Origin of the sequence: Nitratidesulfovibrio sp. (assembly GCF_040373385.1) — a bacterium.
In the GTDB taxonomy this organism is placed as follows: Bacteria; Desulfobacterota; Desulfovibrionia; order Desulfovibrionales; family Desulfovibrionaceae; genus Cupidesulfovibrio.
Genome location: NZ_JBDXXH010000001.1, coordinates 156,555 through 180,048 on the forward strand (window position 1 = coordinate 156,555; position 23,494 = coordinate 180,048).

Annotated in this window: 23 protein-coding genes and 5 tRNA genes; 6 read left to right on the top strand and 22 right to left on the bottom strand. The window is 65.9% G+C overall.

From position 1 onward, the window contains the following. Window positions 1-123: 123 nt before the first annotated feature. From rplA to rpmE, 16 genes are all read right to left on the bottom strand, one after another. Window positions 124-831, bottom strand: a complete 708-nt coding sequence (gene rplA, locus ABWO17_RS00580) for a 50S ribosomal protein L1 (RefSeq protein WP_353115023.1) — start codon at window positions 829-831, stop codon at window positions 124-126. A 138-nt stretch (window positions 832-969) separates the two neighbouring features. Further along, window positions 970-1,392, bottom strand: coding sequence for a 50S ribosomal protein L11 (rplK, locus tag ABWO17_RS00585; protein ID WP_007523977.1), 423 nt, complete (start codon window positions 1,390-1,392; stop codon window positions 970-972). 64 nt (window positions 1,393-1,456) lie between these two features. Beyond that, window positions 1,457-2,011 (bottom strand): transcription termination/antitermination protein NusG, encoded by a 555-nt coding sequence (gene nusG / locus ABWO17_RS00590; RefSeq protein WP_353115026.1) that lies wholly within the window; start codon window positions 2,009-2,011, stop codon window positions 1,457-1,459. A gap of 11 nt (window positions 2,012-2,022) precedes the next feature. Beyond that, window positions 2,023-2,274, bottom strand: coding sequence for a preprotein translocase subunit SecE (gene secE, locus ABWO17_RS00595; protein ID WP_353115028.1), 252 nt, complete (start codon window positions 2,272-2,274; stop codon window positions 2,023-2,025). Between the two features lie 156 nt (window positions 2,275-2,430). Then, a tRNA-Trp gene (locus ABWO17_RS00600) sits at window positions 2,431-2,507 on the bottom strand. Window positions 2,508-2,521: 14 nt separating this feature from the next. Then, window positions 2,522-2,671, bottom strand: coding sequence for a 50S ribosomal protein L33 (gene rpmG / locus ABWO17_RS00605; RefSeq protein WP_035066568.1), 150 nt, complete (start codon window positions 2,669-2,671; stop codon window positions 2,522-2,524). 3 nt (window positions 2,672-2,674) lie between these two features. Then, window positions 2,675-3,868: an elongation factor Tu gene (tuf, locus tag ABWO17_RS00610; RefSeq protein WP_353115030.1), complete on the bottom strand. Its 1,194-nt coding sequence runs from the start codon at window positions 3,866-3,868 to the stop codon at window positions 2,675-2,677. A gap of 53 nt (window positions 3,869-3,921) precedes the next feature. Beyond that, window positions 3,922-3,997, bottom strand: a tRNA-Thr gene (locus tag ABWO17_RS00615). A 33-nt stretch (window positions 3,998-4,030) separates the two neighbouring features. Next, a tRNA-Gly gene (locus ABWO17_RS00620) sits at window positions 4,031-4,107 on the bottom strand. Between the two features lie 85 nt (window positions 4,108-4,192). After that, a tRNA-Tyr gene (locus ABWO17_RS00625) sits at window positions 4,193-4,278 on the bottom strand. A gap of 4 nt (window positions 4,279-4,282) precedes the next feature. After that, window positions 4,283-4,358: transfer RNA gene (locus ABWO17_RS00630), tRNA-Thr, on the bottom strand. A 612-nt stretch (window positions 4,359-4,970) separates the two neighbouring features. Then, window positions 4,971-5,921 (bottom strand): UDP-3-O-acyl-N-acetylglucosamine deacetylase, encoded by a 951-nt coding sequence (gene lpxC / locus ABWO17_RS00635; RefSeq protein WP_353115032.1) that lies wholly within the window; start codon window positions 5,919-5,921, stop codon window positions 4,971-4,973. Window positions 5,922-6,100: 179 nt separating this feature from the next. Next, on the bottom strand, window positions 6,101-7,198 hold the full coding sequence (locus ABWO17_RS00640; protein WP_353115034.1) for a HemK/PrmC family methyltransferase: 1,098 nt from the start codon (window positions 7,196-7,198) through the stop codon (window positions 6,101-6,103). A 246-nt stretch (window positions 7,199-7,444) separates the two neighbouring features. Further along, window positions 7,445-8,518, bottom strand: coding sequence for a peptide chain release factor 1 (gene prfA, locus ABWO17_RS00645; RefSeq protein WP_353115036.1), 1,074 nt, complete (start codon window positions 8,516-8,518; stop codon window positions 7,445-7,447). A gap of 3 nt (window positions 8,519-8,521) precedes the next feature. Then, window positions 8,522-9,454 (bottom strand): DUF1385 domain-containing protein, encoded by a 933-nt coding sequence (locus ABWO17_RS00650; protein ID WP_353115930.1) that lies wholly within the window; start codon window positions 9,452-9,454, stop codon window positions 8,522-8,524. Between the two features lie 259 nt (window positions 9,455-9,713). Next, window positions 9,714-9,929 (bottom strand): 50S ribosomal protein L31, encoded by a 216-nt coding sequence (rpmE, locus tag ABWO17_RS00655; protein ID WP_116307863.1) that lies wholly within the window; start codon window positions 9,927-9,929, stop codon window positions 9,714-9,716. Between the two features lie 414 nt (window positions 9,930-10,343). On the opposite strand from rpmE, the gene ABWO17_RS00660 reads away from it, so the two are divergent. After that, window positions 10,344-11,261, top strand: coding sequence for a TlyA family RNA methyltransferase (locus tag ABWO17_RS00660; RefSeq protein ID WP_353115039.1), 918 nt, complete (start codon window positions 10,344-10,346; stop codon window positions 11,259-11,261). 42 nt (window positions 11,262-11,303) lie between these two features. Further along, a complete protein-coding gene (locus tag ABWO17_RS00665) occupies window positions 11,304-12,008 on the top strand; it encodes an AbiU2 domain-containing protein (protein ID WP_353115041.1) in 705 nt (234 codons plus the stop codon). Between the two features lie 258 nt (window positions 12,009-12,266). Here ABWO17_RS00665 and gap read toward each other — a convergent pair whose 3' ends face one another. The 5 genes from gap to ABWO17_RS00690 form a co-directional block, all read right to left on the bottom strand. Then, a complete protein-coding gene (gap, locus tag ABWO17_RS00670; RefSeq protein WP_353115043.1) occupies window positions 12,267-13,283 on the bottom strand; it encodes a type I glyceraldehyde-3-phosphate dehydrogenase in 1,017 nt (338 codons plus the stop codon). Window positions 13,284-13,294: 11 nt separating this feature from the next. Beyond that, window positions 13,295-13,858, bottom strand: coding sequence for a GAF domain-containing protein (locus tag ABWO17_RS00675; RefSeq protein ID WP_353115045.1), 564 nt, complete (start codon window positions 13,856-13,858; stop codon window positions 13,295-13,297). A 494-nt stretch (window positions 13,859-14,352) separates the two neighbouring features. Next, window positions 14,353-14,928 (bottom strand): manganese efflux pump MntP, encoded by a 576-nt coding sequence (locus ABWO17_RS00680; protein ID WP_353115047.1) that lies wholly within the window; start codon window positions 14,926-14,928, stop codon window positions 14,353-14,355. A 163-nt stretch (window positions 14,929-15,091) separates the two neighbouring features. Beyond that, window positions 15,092-15,508 (bottom strand): MarR family winged helix-turn-helix transcriptional regulator, encoded by a 417-nt coding sequence (locus ABWO17_RS00685; protein ID WP_353115049.1) that lies wholly within the window; start codon window positions 15,506-15,508, stop codon window positions 15,092-15,094. Between the two features lie 233 nt (window positions 15,509-15,741). Next, window positions 15,742-16,623 carry an energy-coupling factor transporter transmembrane component T family protein gene (locus ABWO17_RS00690; RefSeq protein WP_353115051.1) on the bottom strand — a complete coding sequence of 294 codons (882 nt, stop codon included), beginning with the start codon at window positions 16,621-16,623 and terminating at the stop codon, window positions 15,742-15,744. A 260-nt stretch (window positions 16,624-16,883) separates the two neighbouring features. Between ABWO17_RS00690 and ABWO17_RS00695 the strand changes: the two genes are divergently transcribed. The 4 genes from ABWO17_RS00695 to ABWO17_RS00710 all read left to right on the top strand — a co-directional run bounded on the left by ABWO17_RS00695 (window position 16,884) and on the right by ABWO17_RS00710 (window position 21,948). Then, on the top strand, window positions 16,884-17,354 hold the full coding sequence (locus ABWO17_RS00695; protein ID WP_353115053.1) for a LexA family protein: 471 nt from the start codon (window positions 16,884-16,886) through the stop codon (window positions 17,352-17,354). 348 nt (window positions 17,355-17,702) lie between these two features. Next, on the top strand, window positions 17,703-19,115 hold the full coding sequence (locus tag ABWO17_RS00700; protein WP_353115055.1) for a Y-family DNA polymerase: 1,413 nt from the start codon (window positions 17,703-17,705) through the stop codon (window positions 19,113-19,115). A gap of 390 nt (window positions 19,116-19,505) precedes the next feature. Next, complete coding sequence (locus ABWO17_RS00705; RefSeq protein ID WP_353115057.1) at window positions 19,506-20,798, top strand: iron-containing alcohol dehydrogenase; 1,293 nt, start codon at window positions 19,506-19,508, stop codon at window positions 20,796-20,798. Between the two features lie 481 nt (window positions 20,799-21,279). Next, on the top strand, window positions 21,280-21,948 hold the full coding sequence (locus ABWO17_RS00710) for a hypothetical protein (protein ID WP_353115059.1): 669 nt from the start codon (window positions 21,280-21,282) through the stop codon (window positions 21,946-21,948). 306 nt (window positions 21,949-22,254) lie between these two features. Here the strand turns inward: ABWO17_RS00710 and rlmN are convergent, their stop codons facing one another. Further along, a complete protein-coding gene (rlmN, locus tag ABWO17_RS00715) occupies window positions 22,255-23,373 on the bottom strand; it encodes a dual-specificity RNA methyltransferase RlmN (protein ID WP_353115061.1) in 1,119 nt (372 codons plus the stop codon). Window positions 23,374-23,494: the final 121 nt, after the last annotated feature.

Below are 23,494 nucleotides of genomic sequence, written 5' to 3' on the forward strand. Positions count from 1 at the left end.
TCGGCAGGGCTTAACGCAAGGGCGGAGAACCCGTGCTGCCTGCTTTCTTCGACTCGTATTTCCGGGCCTGGTGCCGGTAAAGGCCCGGTTGCGGACAACCGGGCCAAATATCACCGAAGGGGGTTAGCCTTCGAGGAACTTCTTGATGGTGGACGGATCGACCTTGAAACCGGGGCCCATGGTGGTGGAAACGGCCATGGCCTTCATGTAGGTACCCTTGGCCGTGGCGGGCTTCAGGCGGTTCACGGTATCAAGCAGCGACTTCAGGTTGTCCAGGATCTTTTCGGGACCGAAGGACACCTTGCCGAGCGGGGCATGCAGCACGCCCGCCTTGTCGACCTTGAATTCCACGCGGCCAGCCTTGGTTTCCTTCACCGCGGTGGCCACGTCGAAGGTAACGGTGCCGGTCTTGGCGTTGGGCATCAGGCCACGGGGGCCGAGCACGCGGCCGATCTGGCCGACCAGGGCCATGACGTCGGGGGTGGCGATGGCCTTGTCGAAGTCCAGCCAGCCTTCCTTGATCTTGGCGACCAGTTCTTCGGCACCGGCAAAGTCGGCACCGGCGGCCTTGGCTTCGGCTTCCTTGTCACCCTTGCAGAACACCGCCACGCGCACGGTCTTGCCGAGGCCATGGGGCAGGGTGACGGCGCCGCGCACCATCTGGTCGGAGTATTTGGGATCGACGCCGAGGCAGATGGCCACGTCGACAGTTTCGTCGAACTTGGCGAACGAAGCCGCAAGGGACTTGGCCACCGCGTCTTCGAGAACGAGACTTTCGGCGATGTCGCGTCCTTCCGTCGCCGAACGATATTTCTTGCCGTGCTTGGGCATTGTACCCACCTTTTCCTTTTGCTGACGTTCGCAATCTCCTGCCGCCATGGTCACGCGTCCCTGTTTCAAGGCATGCGCCCCGGCTTGGCCGGGAAGGCCGACGTTGTCGGCGGACGGCAGTGCAACTGATCCGAAACGCTACTTGATTTCGATGCCCATGCTCCGGGCGGTGCCCAGAACGGAGCGGGTGGCCGCATCGAGATCCTTGGCGGTGAGGTCGGGCAGCTTCAGCTTCGCGATCTCTTCAACCTGCGCCATGCTCACCGACCCGACCTTGTTCCGGTTCGGTTCGCCAGAGCCCTTTTCGAGCTTGGCGGCCTTCAGCAGCAGCACGGAAGCGGGGGGGGTCTTGGTGATGAACGTGAAGGAACGGTCGGAGTAGACGGTGATCACCACGGGGGTGATCATGCCCTTCTGCTCCATGGTCTTCGCGTTGAAAGTCTTGCAGAATTCCATGATGTTCAGCCCGTGCTGGCCGAGCGCGGGACCGACCGGCGGGGAAGGGTTGGCCGCCCCGGCCGGAATCTGCAGCTTGATCTTGGCAACTTCTTTCTTAGCCATTGTTCTGTCCCTCTATGGGCGGCGCGGGCCGCGATGGTTACCGCGCAAAATCATCGAAAGGGGGCTAGCCCTTGGAAACCTGGACGAAGTCCAGCTCGACCGGGGTCTGCCTGCCGAAGATGGAGACCGACACCCTGAGTTTGCCCTTGTCGTAGTTGACGTCCTCGACGACGCCATTGAAGCCGCCGAAAGGCCCGTCTATGACGCGTACCTCATCCCCGCGGTCGAAGTTGAACTTCGGACGGGGCTGCTCCTGACGCGATTCCATCATGGTCAGGATGCGTTCGGCTTCGCTGTCACGCATGGGAGTCGGACGGTTCTTGCCGCCGACGAATCCGGTGACCTTGGGAATGGACTGGACGAGATGCCACGAGAAATCCGTCATGGTCATCTTGACCATGACGTACCCGGGGTAGAACTTCCGCGTGGAGGTCCGCTTCTCGCCCTTGACGAGCTCGATGACCTTCTCGGTGGGCACCACGACCTCTTCGATGAGCCCCTGCGCCTGACCGGTACGGATCATTTCGCGTATGGTCTGTTCGACACGCTGCTCGAAGCCCGAGTAGGTATGGACGATGAACCAGCGAGCCTTGGCGGTCGTGGGAATCGATTCGGTCATTTCGGTGTCCATCACGAGAGGATGTATTCGACGAGCTTGGTCAGCCCAAGGTCCACGACACCGAGGAACAGGGACATGACGAAAACGAGAACGAGCACGGCGATGCCCGTTGCCGTGGTTTCCTTGCGCGTGGGCCAGGTGACCTTGCGCAGTTCGCCCTTGGCTTCCTCGAAGTAGTCCCTGAGCTGGGTGATCTTGTCGCCGATGCCGTTGCCGGAATCGGCGGGGGGCGCCTCGGGCGCGTTCTGCTGCTTTTTCGCCATGGTCGCCTCTGGAGCCATTTCGACTGGTCGACTTGCCATCGTTCGGGGGGGACCGGCCCGCCCGGCGGGCGAACCTCGCGGTTCGCCGGGCCGGGCGGAAAGGTGCCGTGGGGCGCCTTGGCACGTTGCCGTGCACTGTCCCGCTAGGAAAGGAGATGGCAGGGCAGGAGGGATTCGAACCCGCAACATCCGGTTTTGGAGACCGGCGCTCTAGCCGTTAGAGCTACTGCCCTGCACTATGAGGATACTACTTGGTTTCGCGGTGGAGCGTGTGTTTCTTGTCCCAGGGACAATACTTCTTCAGCTCTATGCGGCCGGTAGTATTCTTCTTGTTCTTGACGGTCGCGTAATTGCGTCGCTTGCATTCGGTGCAGGCGAGCAGGAGATTGACGCGCATCGTTTACTCCAGGATTTCGGAGACAACACCCGCGCCGACGGTGCGGCCGCCTTCGCGGATGGCGAAGCGCAGGCCCTGCTCCATGGCGATGGGGGCAATCAGTTCCACGGTGAAGGTGGAGTTGTCGCCGGGCATGACCATTTCGACGCCGTCAGCCAGCGCGATGATGCCGGTGATGTCAGTGGTACGGAAGTAGAACTGCGGACGGTAGCCCGAGAAGAACGGGGTGTGACGGCCGCCTTCTTCCTTGGACAGAACGTACACTTCGGCCTTGAACTTGCGGTGCGGCTTGATGGACTTGGGAGCGGCAAGAACCTGGCCGCGTTCCACGTCTTCACGCTTGATGCCGCGCAGCAGGGCACCGATGTTGTCGCCAGCCTGGCCCTGATCGAGCAGCTTGCGGAACATTTCGACGCCGGTGCAGGTCGACTTGACGGTGTCCTTGATGCCCACGATTTCGACTTCTTCGCCAACCTTGACGATGCCGCGTTCCACACGACCGGTCACCACGGTGCCGCGGCCGGAGATGGAGAACACGTCTTCGATGGGCATCAGGAAGGGCTTGTCGATGTCGCGCTGCGGTTCGGGGATGTAGCTGTCGCAGGCTTCGAGCAGGGCCACGACCGGAGCGGCTTCGGCGGAGTTGGGATCGTCGGTTTCAAGGGCCTTGAGGGCCGAACCGCGGATCACCGGGATGTCGTCACCGGGGAAGCCGTAGAGCGAGAGCAGTTCGCGGACTTCGAGTTCCACGAGTTCGAGCAGCTCTTCGTCGTCCACCATGTCGCACTTGTTCAGGAACACCACCAGGTAGGGCACGCCGACCTGACGGGCGAGCAGGATGTGCTCACGGGTCTGGGGCATGGGGCCGTCGGTGGCGGCGACCACCAGGATACCGCCGTCCATCTGGGCGGCGCCGGTGATCATGTTCTTGATGTAGTCGGCGTGGCCGGGGCAGTCCACGTGGGCATAGTGGCGGGTGGCGGTTTCGTATTCGACGTGGGCGGTGGCGATGGTGATGCCACGTTCCTTTTCTTCAGGAGCCTTGTCGATTTCGTCGAACGCCACGAACTTGCCGTTGCCGCGCAGACCGGCCACCTTGGTGATGGCGGCGGTCAGAGTGGTTTTGCCGTGGTCAATGTGGCCAATGGTGCCGATGTTGACATGCGGCTTCTTGCGTTCAAATTTTTCCTTACCCATAGGTGTTCTCCCTGGCGTGGTTTTCTTCTTGCGTTAATCGTTAGGCGCGGAAATGGAGCCCACAATGAGACTTGAACTCATGACCTCTTCCTTACCAAGGAAGTGCTCTACCGCCTGAGCTATGTGGGCCGATTGCTTGCTTGAGGAGAACCCGGGCTAGGATGGAGCGGGAAACGAGACTCGAACTCGCAACCCTCAGCTTGGAAGGCTGATGCTCTAGCCACTTGAGCTATTCCCGCACGTCCAGCTGGTAGCCGTACTTCCAGGAAGCCGTAGTTCTCCGACAGGCCTTCCTGTCTCCTACAGCCAAGATAGCTTGTCAAGTGGTGGAGGGGGGTGGATTTGAACCACCGAAGTCTTACGACGACAGATTTACAGTCTGTTCCCTTTGGCCACTCGGGAACCCCTCCACTGTGGAGCTGGCGATGGGACTCGAACCCGCAACCGGCTGATTACAAATCAGCTGCTCTGCCAGTTGAGCTACGCCAGCCAACGAGAAAGCGCTTCTACCCGCTCCCTTCGGAAAAGGCAAGGGGTGAAAGCGGGGGAATGCGTGTTTTTTTGTACGTTGGGTGACAGATTGGCGTCTGGCGCGGTTTTGCGGGGATGAAATAGTGTGCTTTTCCGCAACAGGGTAGGCCCGCGCGGTCACTTCGACCGCCTCGCGTGCGGATGATGCCAGCTGTTTCTGACGGAGAGGATGCCTGGTGCAGACCAGGAACGGGCTGGCGAGGCCAGTTGAGACCGGTGAGACTAGCTGAGGCCAGCTGAGACCAGTGAGACTAGCCGAGGCCAGATGAAGTCCGATGAGCCAGATGAGACCTGAAGAGGTCTGGCGAGTTCCGGAGCCTTCTGATGCCGCCCATGAGGGCGGAGGGGTCTGCTGCCCTTTGCGGGGCGTTGCAGGTGGGATGCGCGCCGCATTTGGCGTGCCGCCATCGTCCGTGTCGTCGTGCCGTCCAATCATTATAATATGCGCGTAGTCGACAATGCGTGTTGCCAGCCCCTCCCTCACCACCTCCTTCCGCGTTGCCTGGGCTGCCCGCACAACGAAAAGGGCCGCCCGAAGGCGGCCCGGAAAGGCGAAAAGGCGAGAGAGCGGCTAGGCCGTCACGGGGTGGCCCACATGCGCGGGCGCATGGACCGGGGCAACGGCGGGACGGCGGGCGGCGCGTTCAGCGGCGGGCTCGTCCAGCGTCACTTCCTGCAGGTAGATATCGGCGTTTTCGGTCAGCACGCGCAGGAAGGCGTTGTTCAGGGCGTGGCCGGAGCAGTGCACGATGAAGTGCCCCTGCAACGGGGTGCCCAGCATGGCCATGTCGCCGATGAAATCCAGGATCTTGTGACGCACGAATTCGTCGGGAAAGCGCAGGCCGTCGTCGTTGAGCACGGCGTAGTCGTCGAGCACCACGGCGTTGTCCAGCGAGCCGCCAAGGGCCAGGCCCTTGCTGTGCATGTACTCCACCTCGCGCAGGAAGCCGAAGGTGCGCGCCTTGGCCACTTCGGCGAAGGTGCGGGGGGTCACTTCCATGCTCATGTGCTGCACGCCGATGAGCGGGTGGGCGAAGTCGATGGTATAGTCCACGCGAAAGCCGTCATGGGGCAGGGCGCGAATGGACTTGCCGTCGCTCTCGTGGCTGATGGGCTTGGCGATGCGCAGCACGCGACGGGCGCGCGACTGGGTGCGGATGCCCGCGTTGCGCAGCAGCATGACGAAGGAGGCGGCGCTGCCGTCCATGATGGGCACTTCGCCGCCCTGCACCTCGATGATCATGTTGTCGATCTCAAGGCCACGGATGGCGGCAAGCAGATGCTCGACGGTGGCCACCGAGGCGTCATGCCCGTTGCCGGACGCGCCGAGGGTGGTGGCAAGACCGGTTGCGACCACGGCCTGGGGATTGGGCGCCACGCGGCGCACACCCTGGGCGGTATGGATATCGAACGCGATGCCGGTGTCTTCGGGGGCGGGACGCATGGTCAGGTGGACCATCTTGCCGCCGTGCAGGCCGACGCCCGAGCATTCGATGTTTTTCTTGATGGTGGTCTGGTTCATAACCCCTCCGCTGGCGTTAGAGCATGAACCGTGCCAAAATCTAGACTTTTATAATGGCCTGAAATTGCGTGGATTGCTCGTGTCTCTGGCCGGGCGTGCCTGTGTGTTTCGCGCACATGTGTGGCTTTTACGCACCGCCCGCCGTGGTGCGAAAACCACACATTCGGGTGGCGTTACCGTTACACGCGCAGCTCGCGCCGGGCCACCACGTAGCGGTCAAGCCCGGCCAGATCCTGGCGCACATCCACCTCGGCCCACAGCCGGGCGAACGGGTGGAACAGGTCGGCCACGGCCTGCCCCTGCGCGCAGCCGAACTCCATCAGGAACAGCCCGCCGGGTCGCAGTACCCGGCCCGCCTCGGCCACCAGCACCCGGGCGTGGCCCAGCCCGTCCGCCCGGCCCTGCCTGGCGGCGGTTTCGTCCAGTCCCCCGCCCGCGCAGGGAACAAGGGCGGTTCGCGGTTCGCGGTCGCGCACTTCCGGGGTCAGGCCCGCATGCTCGGCCTCGCTGACGTAGGGAGGGTTGGAGACCAGCAGATCCAGCGAACCATCCCGAAACAGGGGGCGGGTGAAGTCCGCCAGCACCGGCTGGCAGCGGATGAAGGCCGCCCGGCGAGCGGCGGCCGGGGCACAGTGGCCGGGGTGCGTCCCGTCAGGTTGCATGGCCCCGCCGAGGTGGATGACGATGTTGCGCGCGGCCACGGCCAGCGCATCCGGCGAAATGTCGCAGGCCATGCCCGAAATATCGTCCCGCTCGGCGCACAGGGTAGCGGCGATGCACCCCGTGCCGGTGCCGCAGTCGGCAAAGCGCGCCCCGTGCGGGGCCAGCGCAAGGGCGGTTTCCACCAGCAGCTCCGTTTCGGGCCGGGGGATCAGCGTGGCCGGGGTGACCAGAAAGTCGCGCCCGTAGAATTCCCGCTCGCCTAGGATGTGCGCCGTGGGTTCCCCGGCGGCGCGGCGGTCCAGCAGGGCGGCGGCGCATGTCAACGCGTCCACGGGAACCGGCGCGGCGGGGTGCAGGGCCAGGCGCAGCAACAGATCCTGCCGGGGCAGGCCCAGCGCTTGCGCCACGAACAGTTCCGCCGTCAGGCGCGGCGCATCGTCCCGTACCGAAGGCGAGGGGGTGTTCGCCAGAAGCGCGGCGGCAGCGCGTACCACCTCGCGCAGGCCCTGCGGCGCGGCAGCGGACAGTGCGGCGAGGGCGGCGCGGGCGGCGCGGGCGGCTGTCGCGTCCGGCCCGGCGGTGCCGGGTGATGTCTTGGGGCAATGGTCGCTCATGGGGCCGAGCAGTAGCGCAGCCGGGGGCGCGCCGCAAGCGGTGGGTGCAGGCAACCCGCGAGAACTCCGCGCGTGCTGTGGCTGTCTGCACGCAGCAATCACAGGGGGAGGTGTCTGCACGTGAGGTTGTTCGACGCAGGGACGGAAACGCGCAACGGCGACGGACATGCGAAACGGCCCGCCGCTTGCGCGACGGGCCGTCTTCCTCTGCTATCGTTTTCGTGCCCCTGACTCGGTGCCCGCAGGCTACTGCACGTCGGCCTGGGCCTTCAGCGCCTCGGTCTGGGCGTGGTTGGACAGGGCCTCGAACAGGGGCTGGGCCTCGCCTTCCATCACCCGATCCAGCGAATACAGGGTGAGGTTGATGCGGTGGTCGGTCACCCGGCCCTGCGGAAAGTTGTAGGTGCGGATGCGCTCCGACCGGTCGCCGGAACCCACCTGCGAGCGGCGGTCGGCGGCCACCTCGTTGTGCTGACGGTCCTGCTCGGCCTGCAACAGGCGCGATGCCAGCACCTTCATGGCTTTCGCCTTGTTCTTGTGCTGCGACTTCTCGTCCTGGCACGAAACCACGATGCCGGAAGGAATGTGGGTGATGCGCACCGCCGATTCGGTCTTGTTGACGTGCTGGCCGCCCGCGCCCGACGCGCGGAACACGTCGATGCGGATGTCGTCCGAGCGGATTTCCACGTCCACTTCCTCGGCCTCTGGCAAAATGGCCACGGTGGCGGCAGAGGTGTGGATGCGGCCCTGCGATTCGGTGGCGGGCACGCGCTGCACGCGGTGGGTGCCCGATTCGTACTTCAGGCGGCTGTACACCTTGTCCCCGGCGATAAGGGCGATGATTTCCTTGTACCCGCCGGTGTCCGATTCGTTGGCGCTGAGGATTTCCACCTTCCAGCCCCGGATTTCGGCGTAGCGGGAATACATGCGGAACAGGTCCGCCGCGAACAGGGCCGCTTCTTCGCCGCCGGTGCCCGCGCGGATTTCCACGATGGTGTTCTTTTCGTCCAGCGGGTCCTTGGGCAGCAGCAGCAGTTGCAGTTCCTGCTCGACTTCGGGAATGGCCGCCTCGAGGGACTTGGCCTCTTCATGCGCCATGGACCGGATTTCCGGGTCTCTGTCGTCCAGCAGCTCCTTGTTGTCGGCAAGGTTCTGGCGCAGTTCCTTGTAGCGGCGGAACACGTCCACCACTTCCTTGAGGTCGGCGTGGGCCTTGGTGAGTTTGCGATAGCGGTCCTGGTCGTTGAAGACCTCGGACGAGGCAAGCTGCTGCTCCAGGTCTTCGAAGCGGCGCTCCAGGTTTTCAAGCTTGGCGAACATCCGTTACTCCGTTGCGGGGGCCTGATGGCGGTAGGCGGGCGCGCGCACCGTTGCCGGGGCGGCGTCTCCCAGGGCCTCGCGCAGGGCCACTATGGCGACCTCGAGTTGGTCTCGGTCGGGTTCATGGGTGGTCAGCATCTGCAGCAGCATGCCGGGGGCGCGCAGCGCCACGCCCAGCAGGCCGTCGCCAAGACGGGCGGCGTAGCGGATGGCCTCGTAGGCAAGCGCGCTGATGGGGACCATCAGCAGAAATTTGAACAGTACCGTCCCGGCGTGCTTGGTCACCGCGCCGTCCGGCGTCCACACCAGCAGCAGCAGCGGCACCAGCACCGCGTGCAGGATGATGGAAATGGACAGGACGAACAGCAGGAACGTGGTGCCGCAGCGCGGGTGCAGGCGGCTGTGAATGGCGGCGGTTTCGGGCGTCACGTCGCCGCGCGCCTCGAAGGCCCGGATCACCTTGTGCTCGGCCCCGTGGTACTGGAACACCCGGCGGATGTCCGGCAGGAACGAGATGGACAGGATGTATCCGATGAAGATGGCGAACTTGAACAGGCCGTCCCAGGCATGGAACGACAGCCCTTCCACGTCGCCGCCAAGGCCCAGCCACTTCATGCCCAGCGAGAACATGTGCGGCAGCACCACGAACAGGCCAAGGGCCAGGGCCACCGACACCGCAAGGGTCAGGGCCAGGTGCCAGGGCTTCAGTTCTTCACCTGTTTCGCCTTGGGCGGCATGCTCGGCCGAGCGGTTCAGGGCCTTGATGCCGTTGACCAGGGTTTCCACCAGGGTGGGAAAACCGCGTACGAAGGGCCGCTTCAGCCAGTCTGCGGAGGACAGGGTGTACCACGGGCGGCTTTCGGCCAGAATTTCGCCGTCGGGCAGGCGTACCGCAAGGGCCAGCCGCTCGCCGTTGCGCATCATTACGCCTTCCATGACGGCCTGACCGCCAATGGCGCAGGGCGCGTCGGCGGCAAGGGACAACGCCGTGGGCAACGCACGGCAGGCGCGGCCCGAATGCGAAAACGCCGCGCGGAGCGCGCCGGTCACGCCGGTGGCTCGTGTCCTGCCCATTGCGCCCATGCTGAACCCCTTGCGGCTGATGGCAATGAAGATTTCTCCCCGGAGGGCGAACCCCTCCGGGGAGGAAAAATCGACGTCGGCGCGCGCATGCACACCGCCCGAGGAAGGCAGGCTACTTGCCTTCGCCGAACTTGGCGTACTTCTTGCGGAAGCGGTCGATGCGGCCAGCGGTGTCAACAAAGCGCTGCTTGCCGGTGTAGAACGGGTGGCACTGCGAGCAGATTTCCACGTTCACGACCTCGCCCTTGGTGGACAGGGCTTCGGCTTCGTAGCCGCACGCGCAGGTCATCTTGGCCTTGAACGTGTTGGGATGGATGTTTTCTTTCATCTTGGACTCCTCGTGGGGAAAATCGGAACGCAAGTTGATACGCCCATCTCCCCGTTTTGGCAAGGCCCCCGATGCAACGGCGTTGCGGGCCGTCCGGGCCTCGTGTAGTCTGCCCATCGCTTGTGCCCCGTGCGTCGGGGCAGGGCGGGCAGGCGCAGGGAACAGGTATGCCGGGTGCGTGCCGCTGTCAAGGTTGCGGTGGCAGGCCCGTGGGGAATGGTCGAGATGGTCGGTGCCGTGTGGTGTTGTCCGGCATCCCTGCCCGCCACTCCTGCCTGCCGCGTCTGGCTGTCGCGCTCGCCGGTTGTGTTCGCCAGTTGTTCTTGCCGGTTGTTCCTGCCGGACGTGTCGATCCGGACTCCCTGTTCCACCCATGAATTTTTTCCGCGCGGCTGCGCGCGTGACGAGTTGCCCATGTCCCGCATCCCTCATGCCCCTCCTGCGCCAGATGAACGAAAGGACCATGCCGTGGTTGGCCCATCCGAACCCGATGTCGTTGCGACGGCCCCGCGTCCCCGCCCCGCGCGCCCCCCGAAAAAGGAACGCGCCGACCATCTGGTGTACGAGGCCGGGCTGGCCGAAAGCCGCGAGCAGGCCAAGCGGCTGATCATGGCCGGGCAGGTCGTGGTGTTGCCGCAGGGGGACGGCGACGGGGATGATGACGGCGCGGGCGTGCCGGATCTGGCCATGGCGCCCGAACGGGCCGTGAAGGTGGACAAGCCGGGGCACAAGTACCCGGTGACGACGCGCTTCGAGCTTTACGGGCGCGAGCGCTTCGTCTCGCGCGGGGCGTACAAGCTGCTGACCGCCATCGAGTATTTCGGGCTGGACGTGACCGGCTTCGTCTGTCTGGACGCCGGGGCGTCCACAGGGGGCTTCACCGATTGCCTGCTCCAGCACGGGGCCGCGCGGGTGTATGCCGTGGACGTGGGGCACAACCAGTTGCACGAGCGGCTGCGGGCAGACGCACGGGTGGTATCGCACGAGCACACCAACCTGCGCACCGCGCCGCCGGAGCTGCTGCCGGAGCCGGTGGACCTGGTGGTGGCGGACGTGTCGTTCATCTCGCTGACGCTGGTGCTGGCGCCGTGCCTGCAATGGCTGAAGCCGGGCGGGCGGGTGGTGGCGCTGGTGAAGCCGCAGTTCGAGGTGGGACCGGGCCAGACCGAGAAGGGCGTGGTGCGCGACCCGGCCCTGCGGCAGGCCGCCGTGGACAAGGTGGTGGCGTACTGCCGCGATGCGCTGGGGCTGGACCTGGAGGGCGTGGTGCCCTCTGCCATTACCGGCCCCAAGGGCAATCAGGAATATCTGGCGGCGTTCCGGCGGCGGTAGGTGGTTGTAGTGTGCGAGTGCGGTCGGTCTAACGGAGGGGGTATGAAGGATAAATTTGCAAAGTTAAGTGGGCATGCTGATGAGTTGCTGAATGTTTTGTTTTCTGTGAAGTGGCAGTACTATTTTCTTGAAACGATGATTGATGATGAGTCTTTTTTGTCAAATATTTTTGGTGATTCCGTGTTGGCTTTTTCGGTGCTTCGACAAAAGCTTTATTTTACATTTATACATGATGTCGCAACGGTGTGTTTTGATGAATCGCAAGGGAAAAGTATTGGATTAGTTAAGATTATTAATGATATTTCAGATGTTCAAATGAGAATGTTTTTGCGTGAAAAGTATTCATCAAATTGCAAAATAAACTATTGTGGAGACTGTATTGAACATATATCTGATAATAGTCGAATTGAGGAGTATTTATATAATGAAAACATTAGAAATTTTGATGAAAAATATACATGGTTGATAAAAGAATGGATGTGTTTTGTTGATAAGTATAGGAAAAAATTTAGATTTATACGCGATAAGGTGACTGCACATAAAGAGTTGGAGTTCAATGATGGGGTGTATCTCCCCGTTGATGTAAAAAAGAACAGTATTCCTTGGGTGGAAGTGAAGCAATGTGTGCAGGAATTGCAGGAGATTGTTGATTGTGTCCGTGCTTTGGTGTGTAATAGTTCTTTTCAATGGGATAGTTTCGATGATCCAGCGAAGCGTTCTGTCGCATCGTTTCTGCGTGTAATATGATTCTGTTAAGGTGGTTTGGAAAGAATATCCCCCGGACGGCGAGCCATCCGGGGGATGTTCTGTTCTTTATGTCCCGCGACGGTCTTCCGACGCGGGGGGCTGGTGCGGGCGCGATGTACGGGATTACGAGTTAGCCCGGCGGCAAAAGGCGGCAGCCGTTAGGTGAGCGCAACACGCGAACCTTACGGATGGCGACCGCAGCGCGCGGATCCCGTCGGCAGCGTGGCCGCGATACGCAGGGCCAAGCTTGTATCCGGCCTACAATCCCTTTTTCGCCATCAACGCCGCCAGATCCGCCACACGGCAGGAATAGCCCCACTCGTTGTCGTACCATGCCAGCACCTTGGCCATGTCGCCGTTCATCACGGTGGTGAACTCGGCATCCACGATGCTGGAATGCGGGTCGGCGATGAAGTCGGACGACACCAGCGGCTTTTCGCAATAGGCCATGATGCCCTTCAGCGGCCCTTCGGCAGCGGCCTTCAGGGTGGCGCGCAGCTCGTCGGTGGTGGTGGGCCTTTCAAGCTCGGCCACGAAGTCCACGATGGATACCGTGGCCGTGGGCACGCGCAGGCTGATGCCGTCGAACTTGCCCTTCATTTCGGGGATGACCTTGGCCACGGCCTTGGCCGCCCCGGTGGAGGTGGGGATGATGTTCTGCGCGGCGGCACGGGCGCGGCGCAGGTCCTTGTGGGGCAGGTCCAGGATGCGCTGGTCGTTGGTGTACGAGTGCACCGTGGTCAGCACGCCCTTGACGATGCCGAAGGCCTTGTGCAGCGCCAGGGTGACCGGGGCCAGGCAGTTGGTGGTGCACGAGGCGTTGGAGACCACGTGGTGCTTTTCCGGGTCGTAGTCCGCGTCGTTGACGCCAAGCACGATGGTCAGGTCTTCTTCCTTGGCGGGCGCGGTGATGATCACCTTCTTGGCCCCGGCGTCGATGTGCGCCCGGCACTGCGGCCCGGTGCGGAAGATGCCCGTGGATTCGATGACGATGTCAACGCCCAGGTCGCGCCAGGGCAGCACCTTGGGGTCGCGCTCGGCATAGTTGCGCACCACCCAGTCGCCCACGTGAATGTTGCCGTCCTTCACCTCGGCGTCCGCCTTCAGGCGGCCGTAGCAGGTGTCGAACTGCAACAGGTGCACGTTGGTGGCCACGTCGTACAGGTCGTTGACGGCCACCACTTCCATGGTATCGGGGTATCGGTCCAGGATGGCCTTGAACACCTGACGGCCTATCCGCCCGAACCCGTTGATGGCAATGCGGAGTTTGGTCATCGGGGGTTCTCCTACAGTTCGTGGATGGTGTTGTTGTACGCGGTGAGCAACTCGTAGTCGGTCTTCAGCGCCTGGTGCATGCGCGCGTTCTCGATGGCGATGGCGCTGAGGTTGGCGATGGCACCGGCGAATTCCACTTCTTCTTCGGTAAAGTTGCGGGCAACGGCGGAATAGACGCGCAGCGAACCGATGGCCTTGCCCTCCACCAGCAGGGGCAGCACCAGGATGGACACCAGCCCTTCGGCGCGGGCGGCTTCCGGATACTGGAAGCGCGGGTCGGTGGCCACGTCCTGGATGTGCACCACGTTGCCTGCCAGCACCTCGCGGTCAAGGCCGCTCTTGGCGATTTCGATGGGGCCCTTGCGCAGATACCCCTTGCTCAGCCCCCATGCGGCGCTGGCCAGCAGGGTGGTGCCGCGCCGGTCGATGAGCCGCAGGGTGCAGGCCTTGGCGTCCATCGCCCCGGTCACCAGCTTGGCGATGGTGTCGAGCACGGTGGTTGGTTCAAGGCTGGAATTGATGACGCGCACAAGGTCGTAGAGGGTGCGGTAATAGGTGTGTTCGCGTTCGCCCATGGCGTGGCCTCCGGGGGTTGGGGTTGCGGTGGACGTGCGGCGATCGGGACACGACGCTGGGGCGGGTGGGCGCTGTGGCCCGTCGCAAGCCAGCCGTCCGGGGCGCGACGCCTCGGTCCTTGCCGCGCTGGATGTGGGCCGCATGAATGCCGGCCATTGCGTTCGGCCTCATGAATCCGCCACGTGGCGGTGCCGGGCGGCGGCGCGCGATGCCTGCCGGAAAGCCCGGTTCATGGCATTCTATATCCATTCGGGAGAAAAGGCACAAGCGAAGAGGCCACTCCCGCCGGGGAAGGGCGTGGCGAGGGGAGGGGCGAAGGGAACGGCGCGGCGGAAATGGCGGGTGGCCGAATTGGTCGAACTGGCCGAACTGGCCGAGTTACGCGAATGGGCCGAGTTGGCCGACTCGGCCCGAGTCGGCCAACTCGGCCCGAGTCGGGCAGACGGGTCGGACGGGCAGGCGGGGCAGACGGGGCAGGCGGCTGCGTCCGTCGTTACCCGAACACGCCGTGGTCGTGCAGGATGCGCAGCCCGATGGCGATGAGCACGCCGCCGCCCGCCAGCGCTGCCCGGTGCCCCAGGCGGCTGGCGTTGGCCAGCACGCGCCCCAGGTGCAGCCCACCGGCGGTAAAGCCCGCGCACACCACGCCGATGACCACGGCAGGCGTCCAGATGGAAAGCCCGAGGATGGACAGCGAAAGACCCACGGCCAGCGCGTCGATGCTGGTGGCCACGGACAGCACCAGCAGGGTCATGCCGCGCGTGGGATCACACTTGCAGTCGGCGCCCTCGTCGTCGCCCGCCAGGGCTTCGCGCATCATGCGCACACCGATGAAGACCAGCAGGCCAAAGGCCAGCCAGTGGTCCCATGCTTCTATGTAGTCGCGCACGGTAAGGCCCAGCGCCCACCCGGCCACGGGCATCAGCGCCTGGAACAGGCCGAAATGGAACGACAGGCGAAAGGTCTGGCGCGGCGAGACGCAGCGCAACTGCACTCCGGTGGCAACGGACACGGCAAAGGCATCCATGGCAAGGGCCACGGCAAGGGCCAGCAATTCGATGACGGTCATGGGGTGTCCGGTGGCGTTAGGGGCTGTTTCGAAATTGTCCTTTCGTCCGCTGGCGGCGTCAAACTTCGCCTGCCATTACGATCAAATACCAGAAGAGTATATTTCCTCATGGCAGGCTCGTTTTTCTTGCCAGCGAACGAAAAACCTAATTTGGAAACCCCCCCTAGAACGAGGCGTTCATGGTTTCCAGGCAGTGCAGCAGGGCCGCCTTCTGCTCGGCGGTCAGGTCGGCGGTCAGGTCGTCGGTCAGGCGGCGGTGCAGCCGGTCGTGTTCCTCGTACTGCGTCTGGCCGCGTTCGGTCAGGGCCACGAGAATGGACCGCCGGTCGTGCTCGTGCGGGCGGCGCACCACAAGCTGCTTGTCCTCCAGCCGGTCCACCAGCACGGTGAGCGTGCCGGTGGTCACCCCCATGCGCGCGGCCAGTTCCTTCATGGGCAGCGCGCCGTGGATGCCCAGAATTTCCAGCGTGTGCGTCTGGGGCAGGGTAAGCCCCTGCTCGCGCACCACGTCGTGCTCCCAGGAGGAGAGCTTTTCGTAGAATTCCACGATGGCGTGGGTGAGCTTGCCGGTGTCGGACATGGCGGGCCTGTGTGCGGAGGGTGAACGCCGGAAGGGCGTAAGAGGAACGGCACCGCATGGAGGCGGTGGCGTGCCCGGTCCTTATAGCCACCCGGAGATGCGGGGGCAAGGGCGGCGAAGCTGGCGGCATGCGCCGCTGGTATCGGTGGGGGGGCGGTGAGGTGCCCGGGCACGGGCGAACGGGGCAGTGAAAGGGTACGCTTGCCGGTGGCTTGCCGATGTTCGGCCTTCCGTCACCCCGGCAGAAAGGTCATGCCCACGCCCAGCCCCACCAGCAGCAGGGCCATGGCCCACCGGGCGGGGCGGAAAGGAAAGTCGGGCCGCCATGCCTCGGGGCGGTCCAGCCCGCGCGCGGCCACGGCCACGGTCTGGGTCCAGGTGCGCTGGCCCAGGATGCGCAGCACGGCGGCGGGCAGCAGCACGGCGCGCCGCCGCAGGGGCAGCGGGCCGCGCAGGTCCGCCGCGCGGGATATCTGCGTGAATGTTCCCTGCGCCATGGGCAGAAAGTGCACCATCAACGCCACGCCCAGTGCGGGCTGCCAGGCCCGCGCGCCCAGCACCGGGCGCAGCAGCCACACCAGCGCCAGCCCCAGCGCGCGGGGCGATGCGGCCAGCGCCAGCGCAAGGCCGATGCCGATGAGCAGGGCCAGCCGTACCCCCAGCAGCGCGGATTCGCGCGCGGCATGCGCCAGCAGGGGGCCGTCCGGCCACGCGAAGCGCAGGCCGTCGAACACCCCGCCAGCCCCGGCGCCTCCCTCGTTCCCGATAGCCGACACGGGCTCCGCTGCCGGTCCCAGGCAAGCCAGTGCGAAACGCAGCACTACCCATACCAGCACGAACCAGGCGTGGCCGCGCAGCATTCCCGGTCGTAACCTGCGCCGCAACGGCGACGCGGCGAACAGACCGGCCAGCCCCGCCGCCACCACGGCCAGCCCCAGGGGGGGCAGATGCCACACCAGCACGCCGTAGCATCCGGCCAGCAGCAGATGCAGGCGCGGGTCCGGCGCATCCCGGTGGAGGGCACCGGGGGAAGGGGCCTGACCCGGCAAGGACCCGGTTGCGGGGCCGGGCGCGGAGGAGGGGGCGGATGTGGGCAGGGGCGCGTTGTGTTGCATGAAGTATCAGGAAAAACGTGCTGTTAAAGTTTTTCTAGATTTTATCTAATTCGTCTTGAAGCGGAGCAGGCAGGCGCACGGAGCGGGGTTGCGTTCCCTTCGGGAGCAGGGGAAGCATCCTCTTTTCCCTTCGGGGCGGGAACCGTCCGGAGGTGCGGAGCCACGTTGTCGCATCCGCGTGCGCGGCCTATGGTAGCCGGGTCCCCGCAGTTCCGCAAACGGCCAGCCTTCGGGACGCTGGCCCCAGCGCAGGAGGTCCCATGCCCGCCACGTTCCACGATGGCCCCGCCGGTTCCGGTTCCCCGGTGGGCGCGGCGCCGCACGCGCCCCTGGCTTCGGGGGTGCGCGTGACCTGCCCCCTGCTGCTGGCGCGGGTGGCGGCGGGCTTTCCCTCGCCTGCCGACGACTACATGGACAGGCCGCTGGACATCGCGGAACACCTGATCCGCCATCCGGAGGCCACCTTCTTCCTGCGGGCGCAGGGCCAGTCCATGATCGGCGCAGGCATCCACGACGGTGACCTGCTGGTGGTGGACCGGGCAGTGGAGCCCGTGCACAACAAGGTGGCCATTGTGGCCGTGGATGGGGAGCTTACCGTCAAGCGTCTGCACCTGCGCGGGGGGCGGGTGGTGCTGCTGCCGGAAAACCCGGACTACGAGCCGCTGGACGTCACCGGACGGGACGACGTGCACGTCTGGGGCGTGGTGACCTACGTGGTGCACTCCCTGTAGGGGGGCGCGCCGCGACGCTCGCGCTGCCGAAGCGTCCGCGCCCGTCGTCCCCGTGTTCAAGGCAACCCGCGCCGGAGGGGGCCTGTCGGGGGAGTCACCTGCCGGGGGGAATCGCTTGTCGCGCGGGGTCGCGGCCCAACGGCATCGGAAGGGGACGTTGCCGCATGACTTCCCGTTCCGTGGCATCTCGTTTCGGGCATCCTGTTCCGTCGCCTGCGGCGTCGCGATCCGTCGCCGTCCGGAAGGTTGCCGATGCGCGGCGCGGACGCCGGGCGATGTGTTGCGAAACCATCCTGAAACAGCGGCGCGGCCCCTTTTCGCCCGCCACGAGCCCCACGGCAATCCGCCATGCACGTTTCCTCATTTCCTCCTTTCCGGCAGGTTGCACCCCCCGCCGCCCCCTCGCCGTCCTCCGGCCTCTCCGGTTCCCCCGGCCCTTCCGATACGTCATGGGCGCTGGTGGACTGCAACAATTTCTACGCCTCGTGCGAGCGGCTGTTCCGGCCCGACCTGCGCGGCAAACCCATCGTGGTGCTGTCCAACAACGACGGGTGCATCATCTCGCGCTCGGACGAGGCCAAGGCCCTGGGGGTGGAAATGGGGGCCCCGGCCTTCAAGGTGCGGCGCGAACTGGCCCGGCTGGGAGTGTACGTCTTTTCGTCCAACTATGCCCTGTACGGCGACCTCTCCAACCGGGTCATGCGCACCCTGGGCACCCTTGTGCCCGAGGTGGAGGTGTACTCCATCGACGAGGCCTTCCTGCCCCTGCGCGGGCCGTTGGGCACCGACCCCGCCGGAGTGGGCCGCGCCCTGCGCGAGCGGGTGGTGCGCTGGACCGGCATTCCCATTTCCGTGGGCATTGCCCCCACGCGCACCCTGGCCAAGATCGCCGGGCGGGTGGCCAAGCGCACCCCGCACTGCCACGGAGTGTTCGAACTGGCCCGCAGCCCCGAGGTGCTGGGCATGAGCGTGGACGCCCTGCTGGAATCGCTGCCGGTGGAGGCGGTGTGGGGCGTGGGGCGGCGGCTGGCGGGCATGCTGCGCGGTGCGGGCATCACCACGGTGCGTGCGCTGCGCGATGCGGGCGACGACTGGGTGCGGCGGCGCATGAGCGTCACCGGGCTGCGCACCGTGCTGGAACTGCGCGGCCTGCCGTGCATCGGGGCGGAGGAGCAGGGCGAGCCGCCTTCGCCGCGTCACACGGTGGTGTCCTCGCGCTCGTTTGCCGGGCGCATCACCGATGTGGCCATGCTGCGCGAGGCCCTGGCCACCCACGCCGCCCTGGCCGGGGCCAAGCTGCGCCGGGCCGGGCTGGTGGCCGGGGGACTGGCCGTGCACGTGCGCACCGCCCGCCACGATGAAGAGGCGGCCCTGCGCTGCGACGACGGCGTGGCCCTGCCCCTGCCGGTGCCCACGGCGGACAGCGCGGTGTTCATCCGGCTGGCGCATGAAGGACTCGACCGCGTCTTTCGTCCGGGGTATCCCTACGCCAAGGCCGGGGTGATGCTGTACGGCCTGGAACGGGCCGATACCCGGCAGGGCAGCCTGCTGGCCCTGGCCGACGGCACGGCGGAGCGCGATGCCGCGCGCGAGCGGCTGATGGCCGTGGCCGACAGGATCAACGCCCGGCACGGGCGCGGCAAGCTGCGCCACGCGGCAGAGGGACTGGATCAAGAGGCCCCGTGGCACATGCGCCAGAAACATCGCTCGCCACGCCGCACCACGGCATGGAAGGAACTGGCCGAGGCGCTGTGCAGGTAGGGGACCGCGGTTGCCGCGCAAGGTCGTTTCCCCAAGGGCCGACAGTGCGCGGAAAATGCCTGCGGACGTAAAGAATGACGGCGCGTTGCGTCCGACGCCATTCCGACAAACTCATGCGCTATGCACTCGGTACGGCATCTGCTGCCCAATTCCCCCAGCCGCTCGCAAGCGTCTCCTGCGCGCGCATCCCGCTGTTCCGGATACCCGGGGCGGATGCCGGGGCCGAAAGGCGGGGTCTGGATGTTTATTGCCCGGATACGGTCGGGACATGTCCAGAGGCGCCCCATGTGCGGCCCATGTGCGGCCATGTGCGGCCATGTGTGCCCCAGTGCGCGGAAGGACAGGCAGCGACGGGATCGGACCGGTGCCACGGCGCCAGAAGGAACAGCCATGAAGGATTTCGTCTATCACAACCCGGTGGAGGTCCGTTTCGGCCCCGGCGTTCTGGCCGGGCTTGGCGCGCGGGTACGCGCGGCGGGCTTGGATCACGTGGTGCTGGTGGGCGGCGGCGAGGCGGCACGCCGCGTGGGCGCCTACGACCAGGCCGTGGCATCGCTGGATGCGGCGGGCGTGCGGCGCGGCGAGGTGTGGGGCGTGACGGCAAACCCGGACCTGGGCACCGTGCTGCGCATCGCCGCGGCGGCGGGCACCGGTACCGAAGGTTCCGTCGGCAATTCTCCCATCGGCGGCGGAACGGGATTTGTCGCCATCGGCGGCGGCAGCGTCATCGACGCCACCAAGGCGGCAGCGGCGCTGGTGCCCCTGCTGGCCGAGGGGCGCGACCCGTGGAGCCCCTTTGCGGAACGCCAACCGGTCACCCGCTCGCTGCCGGTGTTCGCGGTATCCATCCTGTCGGGCACCGGATCGGAAATGAACGGCAACGCCGTGATCACCCGGGGGGCGTCGGGCCACAAATGGGGCATGCGCTGCCCGTCGCCGGTGGCCACCTTCGTGGACGTGACCTTCCAGCAGGGGTTGCCCTGGCACCTGACGGTGAACGGCGCGGCGGATGCCATGAGCCACGTGCTGGAATTTTCGGTGGTGGGCACGCCCGCCGCATCCGCAAAGGGCAGCAGGCGCAAGGATTCGGAGTTTCCCTTCTTCGCGGAAGAGGCGGCGCTGGCCCAGAACGAGGCCCTGCTGCGCACCATCGTGCGCGCCGCCGCGCGCCTGCGCGCCGATGCCCATGACATCGAGGCGCGCGGGGCGCTGGCCTGGGCGTCGGGCGTGGGCCTGTCCGGTCTGACCGGGGTGGGGCTGGGTGCCGGGTCGTGGGAATCGCACGCGCTGGAGCACGCCGTCAGCGGTCTGCACCCGCACGTGCCGCACGGACTGGCGCTGGCCGTCATCTACCCGCGCTGGATGGAAGAGGTGGCGCCGGACAAGGCCCCGGCCATGCGCAGGTTGGCGGCGGCGCTGGAAACCACGGTGGCCGAGGCCCTGGCCGAGCCGGGTGAGGACGGCAACCCGTTGTCCCTGCCCGCTGGCGACAAGGATGCGCCGGAACGCTGCGCGCTGCTGCTGCGCACGCTGTTCCGCCACTGGGGTGCGCCCGCCGGGCTGTCCCACTGGGGCGTCGTTGAAGGCGACGTGCCGCGCCTGGTGCAACTGGCCAAGGAATATCCCCGCCCGCTGCAACTGGCGGCGGAACGGGTCGAGAGGGTGTTCCGCGCGTCTTTGTAAGACCGTCGGGCATGCCGGGCATGCCGTTCGGGGCGCAGGCGCGGAACATGGGATGCGGATGCGGGCGATAACGGCGCGAGGGGGTTGCGCGCCGCCGGAACACCGACAGGTGGAGGTCTGCATGAGCATGGAACGGACGACGGGGAAAATGCCCGTCGCGGTGGCGGATGAGACATCCGGCACCAAGGCCGGATCGACCGGTTCGGCCGAATCGGCCGAATTGACCGGATCGGCCCTATCGGCTGAACGGGAAGGGGGGGCGGGATTTCGTCCGGACGCAAGGGGTCCGGATGTCAATTCCCCAGACGCGGATTGTCAGGATGGACACCGTCCTGATGATCGCCGTCCTGACGACCGTCGCCAGAACGACCGCCGTCAGGACGACCGGCGGCGCGATGACCGGCAACTGAGGGCCGCGCTCCCGTTGGCCGTGGAGGCCGCACGGGCCATGGTGCGGCGGGTGTTGCCCGACCAGCCGGACATGACCGCTGCCTGCGCGGGAGACTCGGCAGGTTCCGGCGGCAGCGGGGGAGCCGCTGGCAGCGCCAGAACGCGTTGCTGCACCTGTGGCAGCCGCGACGTGTGGCTGCTGCACGACGGCGTGCTGCATCTGGTGGGCTGCCGCCGCTGCGGGCGCACCGGGCCGGGGGCGCTTTCCGCGCCGCTGGCCGTGGAAGTGTGGAACAGCGCGGAAGAATCCCGATTCTGCCGGGGGCTGCCCCCCGACGCGGAGATGATGGCCCCCTGCGTATGCGAGGCGCCGCCCCCGGACGCGGGCCTGGCCGTGTCGCACCCGGCCCATCTGCGCCCGCTGGGCAGCCAGGTGATGCCCGCCCCGGTGCGGGTGCATCGGCTGTCGCCCTATGGCGCCCAGCTTTCCGGCCAGTGCGACCCCCTGTGTCAGTGGTTGGAAGGCACGGAGGGCACCCTGTGCGAACTGGCCCTGCCCATGGCCGACGGCAAGGGCTGGACCCTGTTCGCCCTGCGCGTGGAATCGGCGCGGCGCGAAGGCGACGATCTTTTCGTGGGGGGCGGTTTCGTGCGGCAGGGCGAGCGTCAGCGTGGCCTGCTGGCCCGGCTGCTGGACGTGGCGGCGCTGGCGGTGGAAGAGGACGCGCAGGAGAGTGCGGCCCGCATGGCGGCGAACTGACCCGGTCCGCATGCCGTGCGGCATCGGGCCTTTCGCCCCTGTCCCGCGCGCCCCGTCCAGCGTGATTTTTCTCCGGCCTGCTCGCTCCTGCTTGATTCCGCCGGAGTCCCCGATTCGCCCGATCCCTCTTTGGAGCCATGTCCTCAGTCCTGTCCGCACGTCGCCCGGCCACCTGGGCAACGAAAAAGCCCGGCCTTTCGGTCGGGCTTTTCGCGTCATGGAAATACGGTACCACCGGTACTGATGGCAGCACGGGGATTCTGCGGGAAACGGGCGGCAAACGGGCGGGAACTGGTGCAGGCGCGGCTATTCCCCGGTCGGGCGTTCGGCCCCCTCGGCCCCCTCGGTCCGCTCCGCCAATTCCGCCAGTTCCGCGAGTTCCGAGGCCTTCAACTGGCCGCAGGCGGCCTTGATGTCCTGCCCCTTGCTCTTGCGGATGATGGCCGTGACATTCTTGGACCACAGGTACTGTTCGAAGGCCAGGATGCGCGCCTGGCTGGGGGCCTCGTAGGGCAGTCCCTCCGCCGGGTTGTACACGATGAGGTTCAGCTTGGCCTTGGTGCGCGACACAAGGCGCACCAGTTCGCGGGCATGGTCGATGGAATCGTTAACCCCGCCCAGCAGCAGGTATTCGAAGGTGATGCGTTCGCGCGTCTTCAGCGGGTACGATTCCAGCGCGGCCATCAGGTCGTCCAGGGTCCAGCGCGCCGCGCGCGGCATGATGCGCGCCCGCAGTTCCTGGTTGGGAGCGTGCAGCGACACGGCCAGAAAGGCCAGCCCGCTTTCGCCCAGTTCGCGCAGGCCCTTTTCGATGCCGCAGGTGGACACGGTGATGCGCCGAGGCGAGAAGCACAGCCCGAACTCGTCATTGAGGGTGCGCAGGGAGCGCATGACCTCGTTCAGGTTCAGCAGCGGTTCGCCCATGCCCATGAACACCAGGTTGCGCACGATGGGGTGGTCGGGCCGGTCGTCGCCCAGGTGCTCGCGCGCAACCAGCACCTGCCCGAGAATCTCGGCCATGGTCATGTTGCGTTCAAAGCCCATGCTGCCCGTGCTGCAAAAGGTGCAGCCCATGGCGCAGCCCACCTGGCAGGACAGACACTGGGTCATGCGCACCTTGCCCTCGCGCGATTCGCTGGGGATCAGCACGGTTTCCACCAGCGCGCCGTCGGACAGGGCCAGCAGGAACTTCACCGTGCCGTCGCTGCTCGTCTTCACGGTGCGGACTTCGGGCCACGCAATGCGCGACACCTCGGCCAGCCGGGCACGGGTGGTCTTGGAAACGTTGGTCATGGCGTCGAAGGACCGGGCATTCTTCTGCCACAGCCACTGCCACACCTGACGGGCGCGAAAGCGCGGCTCGCCGAGTGCGTCGGTCATCCACGCTTCCAGTTCGTCGTAGGTCAGGTTCAGTATGTCGATCATGCTCGATGGGGGGCAAGGGGTGGGCCGCAAGGGCGGCATGACGGTATGGGTAAGCCCGCGCGGCGGGTTCGTCCAGTGCACAGGGTACGGGTGCGCGGGATTCAGGTGCGCGGCCCGCAGG

Coding starts and splice junctions, on each gene's coding strand:
- ABWO17_RS00665 (WP_353115041.1), top strand. CDS start 11,304: ATGAAGGATAAATTTGCAAAGTTAAGTGGGCATGCTGATGAGTTGCTG.
- rpmG (WP_035066568.1), bottom strand. CDS start 2,671: ATGCGCGTCAATCTCCTGCTCGCCTGCACCGAATGCAAGCGACGCAAT.
- nusG (WP_353115026.1), bottom strand. CDS start 2,011: ATGACCGAATCGATTCCCACGACCGCCAAGGCTCGCTGGTTCATCGTC.
- ABWO17_RS00690 (WP_353115051.1), bottom strand. CDS start 16,623: ATGCAACACAACGCGCCCCTGCCCACATCCGCCCCCTCCTCCGCGCCC.
- ABWO17_RS00680 (WP_353115047.1), bottom strand. CDS start 14,928: ATGACCGTCATCGAATTGCTGGCCCTTGCCGTGGCCCTTGCCATGGAT.
- lpxC (WP_353115032.1), bottom strand. CDS start 5,921: ATGAACCAGACCACCATCAAGAAAAACATCGAATGCTCGGGCGTCGGC.
- tuf (WP_353115030.1), bottom strand. CDS start 3,868: ATGGGTAAGGAAAAATTTGAACGCAAGAAGCCGCATGTCAACATCGGC.
- ABWO17_RS00685 (WP_353115049.1), bottom strand. CDS start 15,508: ATGTCCGACACCGGCAAGCTCACCCACGCCATCGTGGAATTCTACGAA.
- rplK (WP_007523977.1), bottom strand. CDS start 1,392: ATGGCTAAGAAAGAAGTTGCCAAGATCAAGCTGCAGATTCCGGCCGGG.
- rlmN (WP_353115061.1), bottom strand. CDS start 23,373: ATGATCGACATACTGAACCTGACCTACGACGAACTGGAAGCGTGGATG.
- gap (WP_353115043.1), bottom strand. CDS start 13,283: ATGACCAAACTCCGCATTGCCATCAACGGGTTCGGGCGGATAGGCCGT.
- ABWO17_RS00675 (WP_353115045.1), bottom strand. CDS start 13,858: ATGGGCGAACGCGAACACACCTATTACCGCACCCTCTACGACCTTGTG.
- secE (WP_353115028.1), bottom strand. CDS start 2,274: ATGGCGAAAAAGCAGCAGAACGCGCCCGAGGCGCCCCCCGCCGATTCC.
- ABWO17_RS00700 (WP_353115055.1), top strand. CDS start 17,703: ATGCACGTTTCCTCATTTCCTCCTTTCCGGCAGGTTGCACCCCCCGCC.
- rplA (WP_353115023.1), bottom strand. CDS start 831: ATGCCCAAGCACGGCAAGAAATATCGTTCGGCGACGGAAGGACGCGAC.
- ABWO17_RS00695 (WP_353115053.1), top strand. CDS start 16,884: ATGCCCGCCACGTTCCACGATGGCCCCGCCGGTTCCGGTTCCCCGGTG.
- prfA (WP_353115036.1), bottom strand. CDS start 8,518: ATGTTCGCCAAGCTTGAAAACCTGGAGCGCCGCTTCGAAGACCTGGAG.
- rpmE (WP_116307863.1), bottom strand. CDS start 9,929: ATGAAAGAAAACATCCATCCCAACACGTTCAAGGCCAAGATGACCTGC.
- ABWO17_RS00640 (WP_353115034.1), bottom strand. CDS start 7,198: ATGAGCGACCATTGCCCCAAGACATCACCCGGCACCGCCGGGCCGGAC.
- ABWO17_RS00650 (WP_353115930.1), bottom strand. CDS start 9,454: ATGGAAGGCGTAATGATGCGCAACGGCGAGCGGCTGGCCCTTGCGGTA.
- ABWO17_RS00660 (WP_353115039.1), top strand. CDS start 10,344: ATGTCCCGCATCCCTCATGCCCCTCCTGCGCCAGATGAACGAAAGGAC.
- ABWO17_RS00710 (WP_353115059.1), top strand. CDS start 21,280: ATGACCGCTGCCTGCGCGGGAGACTCGGCAGGTTCCGGCGGCAGCGGG.
- ABWO17_RS00705 (WP_353115057.1), top strand. CDS start 19,506: ATGAAGGATTTCGTCTATCACAACCCGGTGGAGGTCCGTTTCGGCCCC.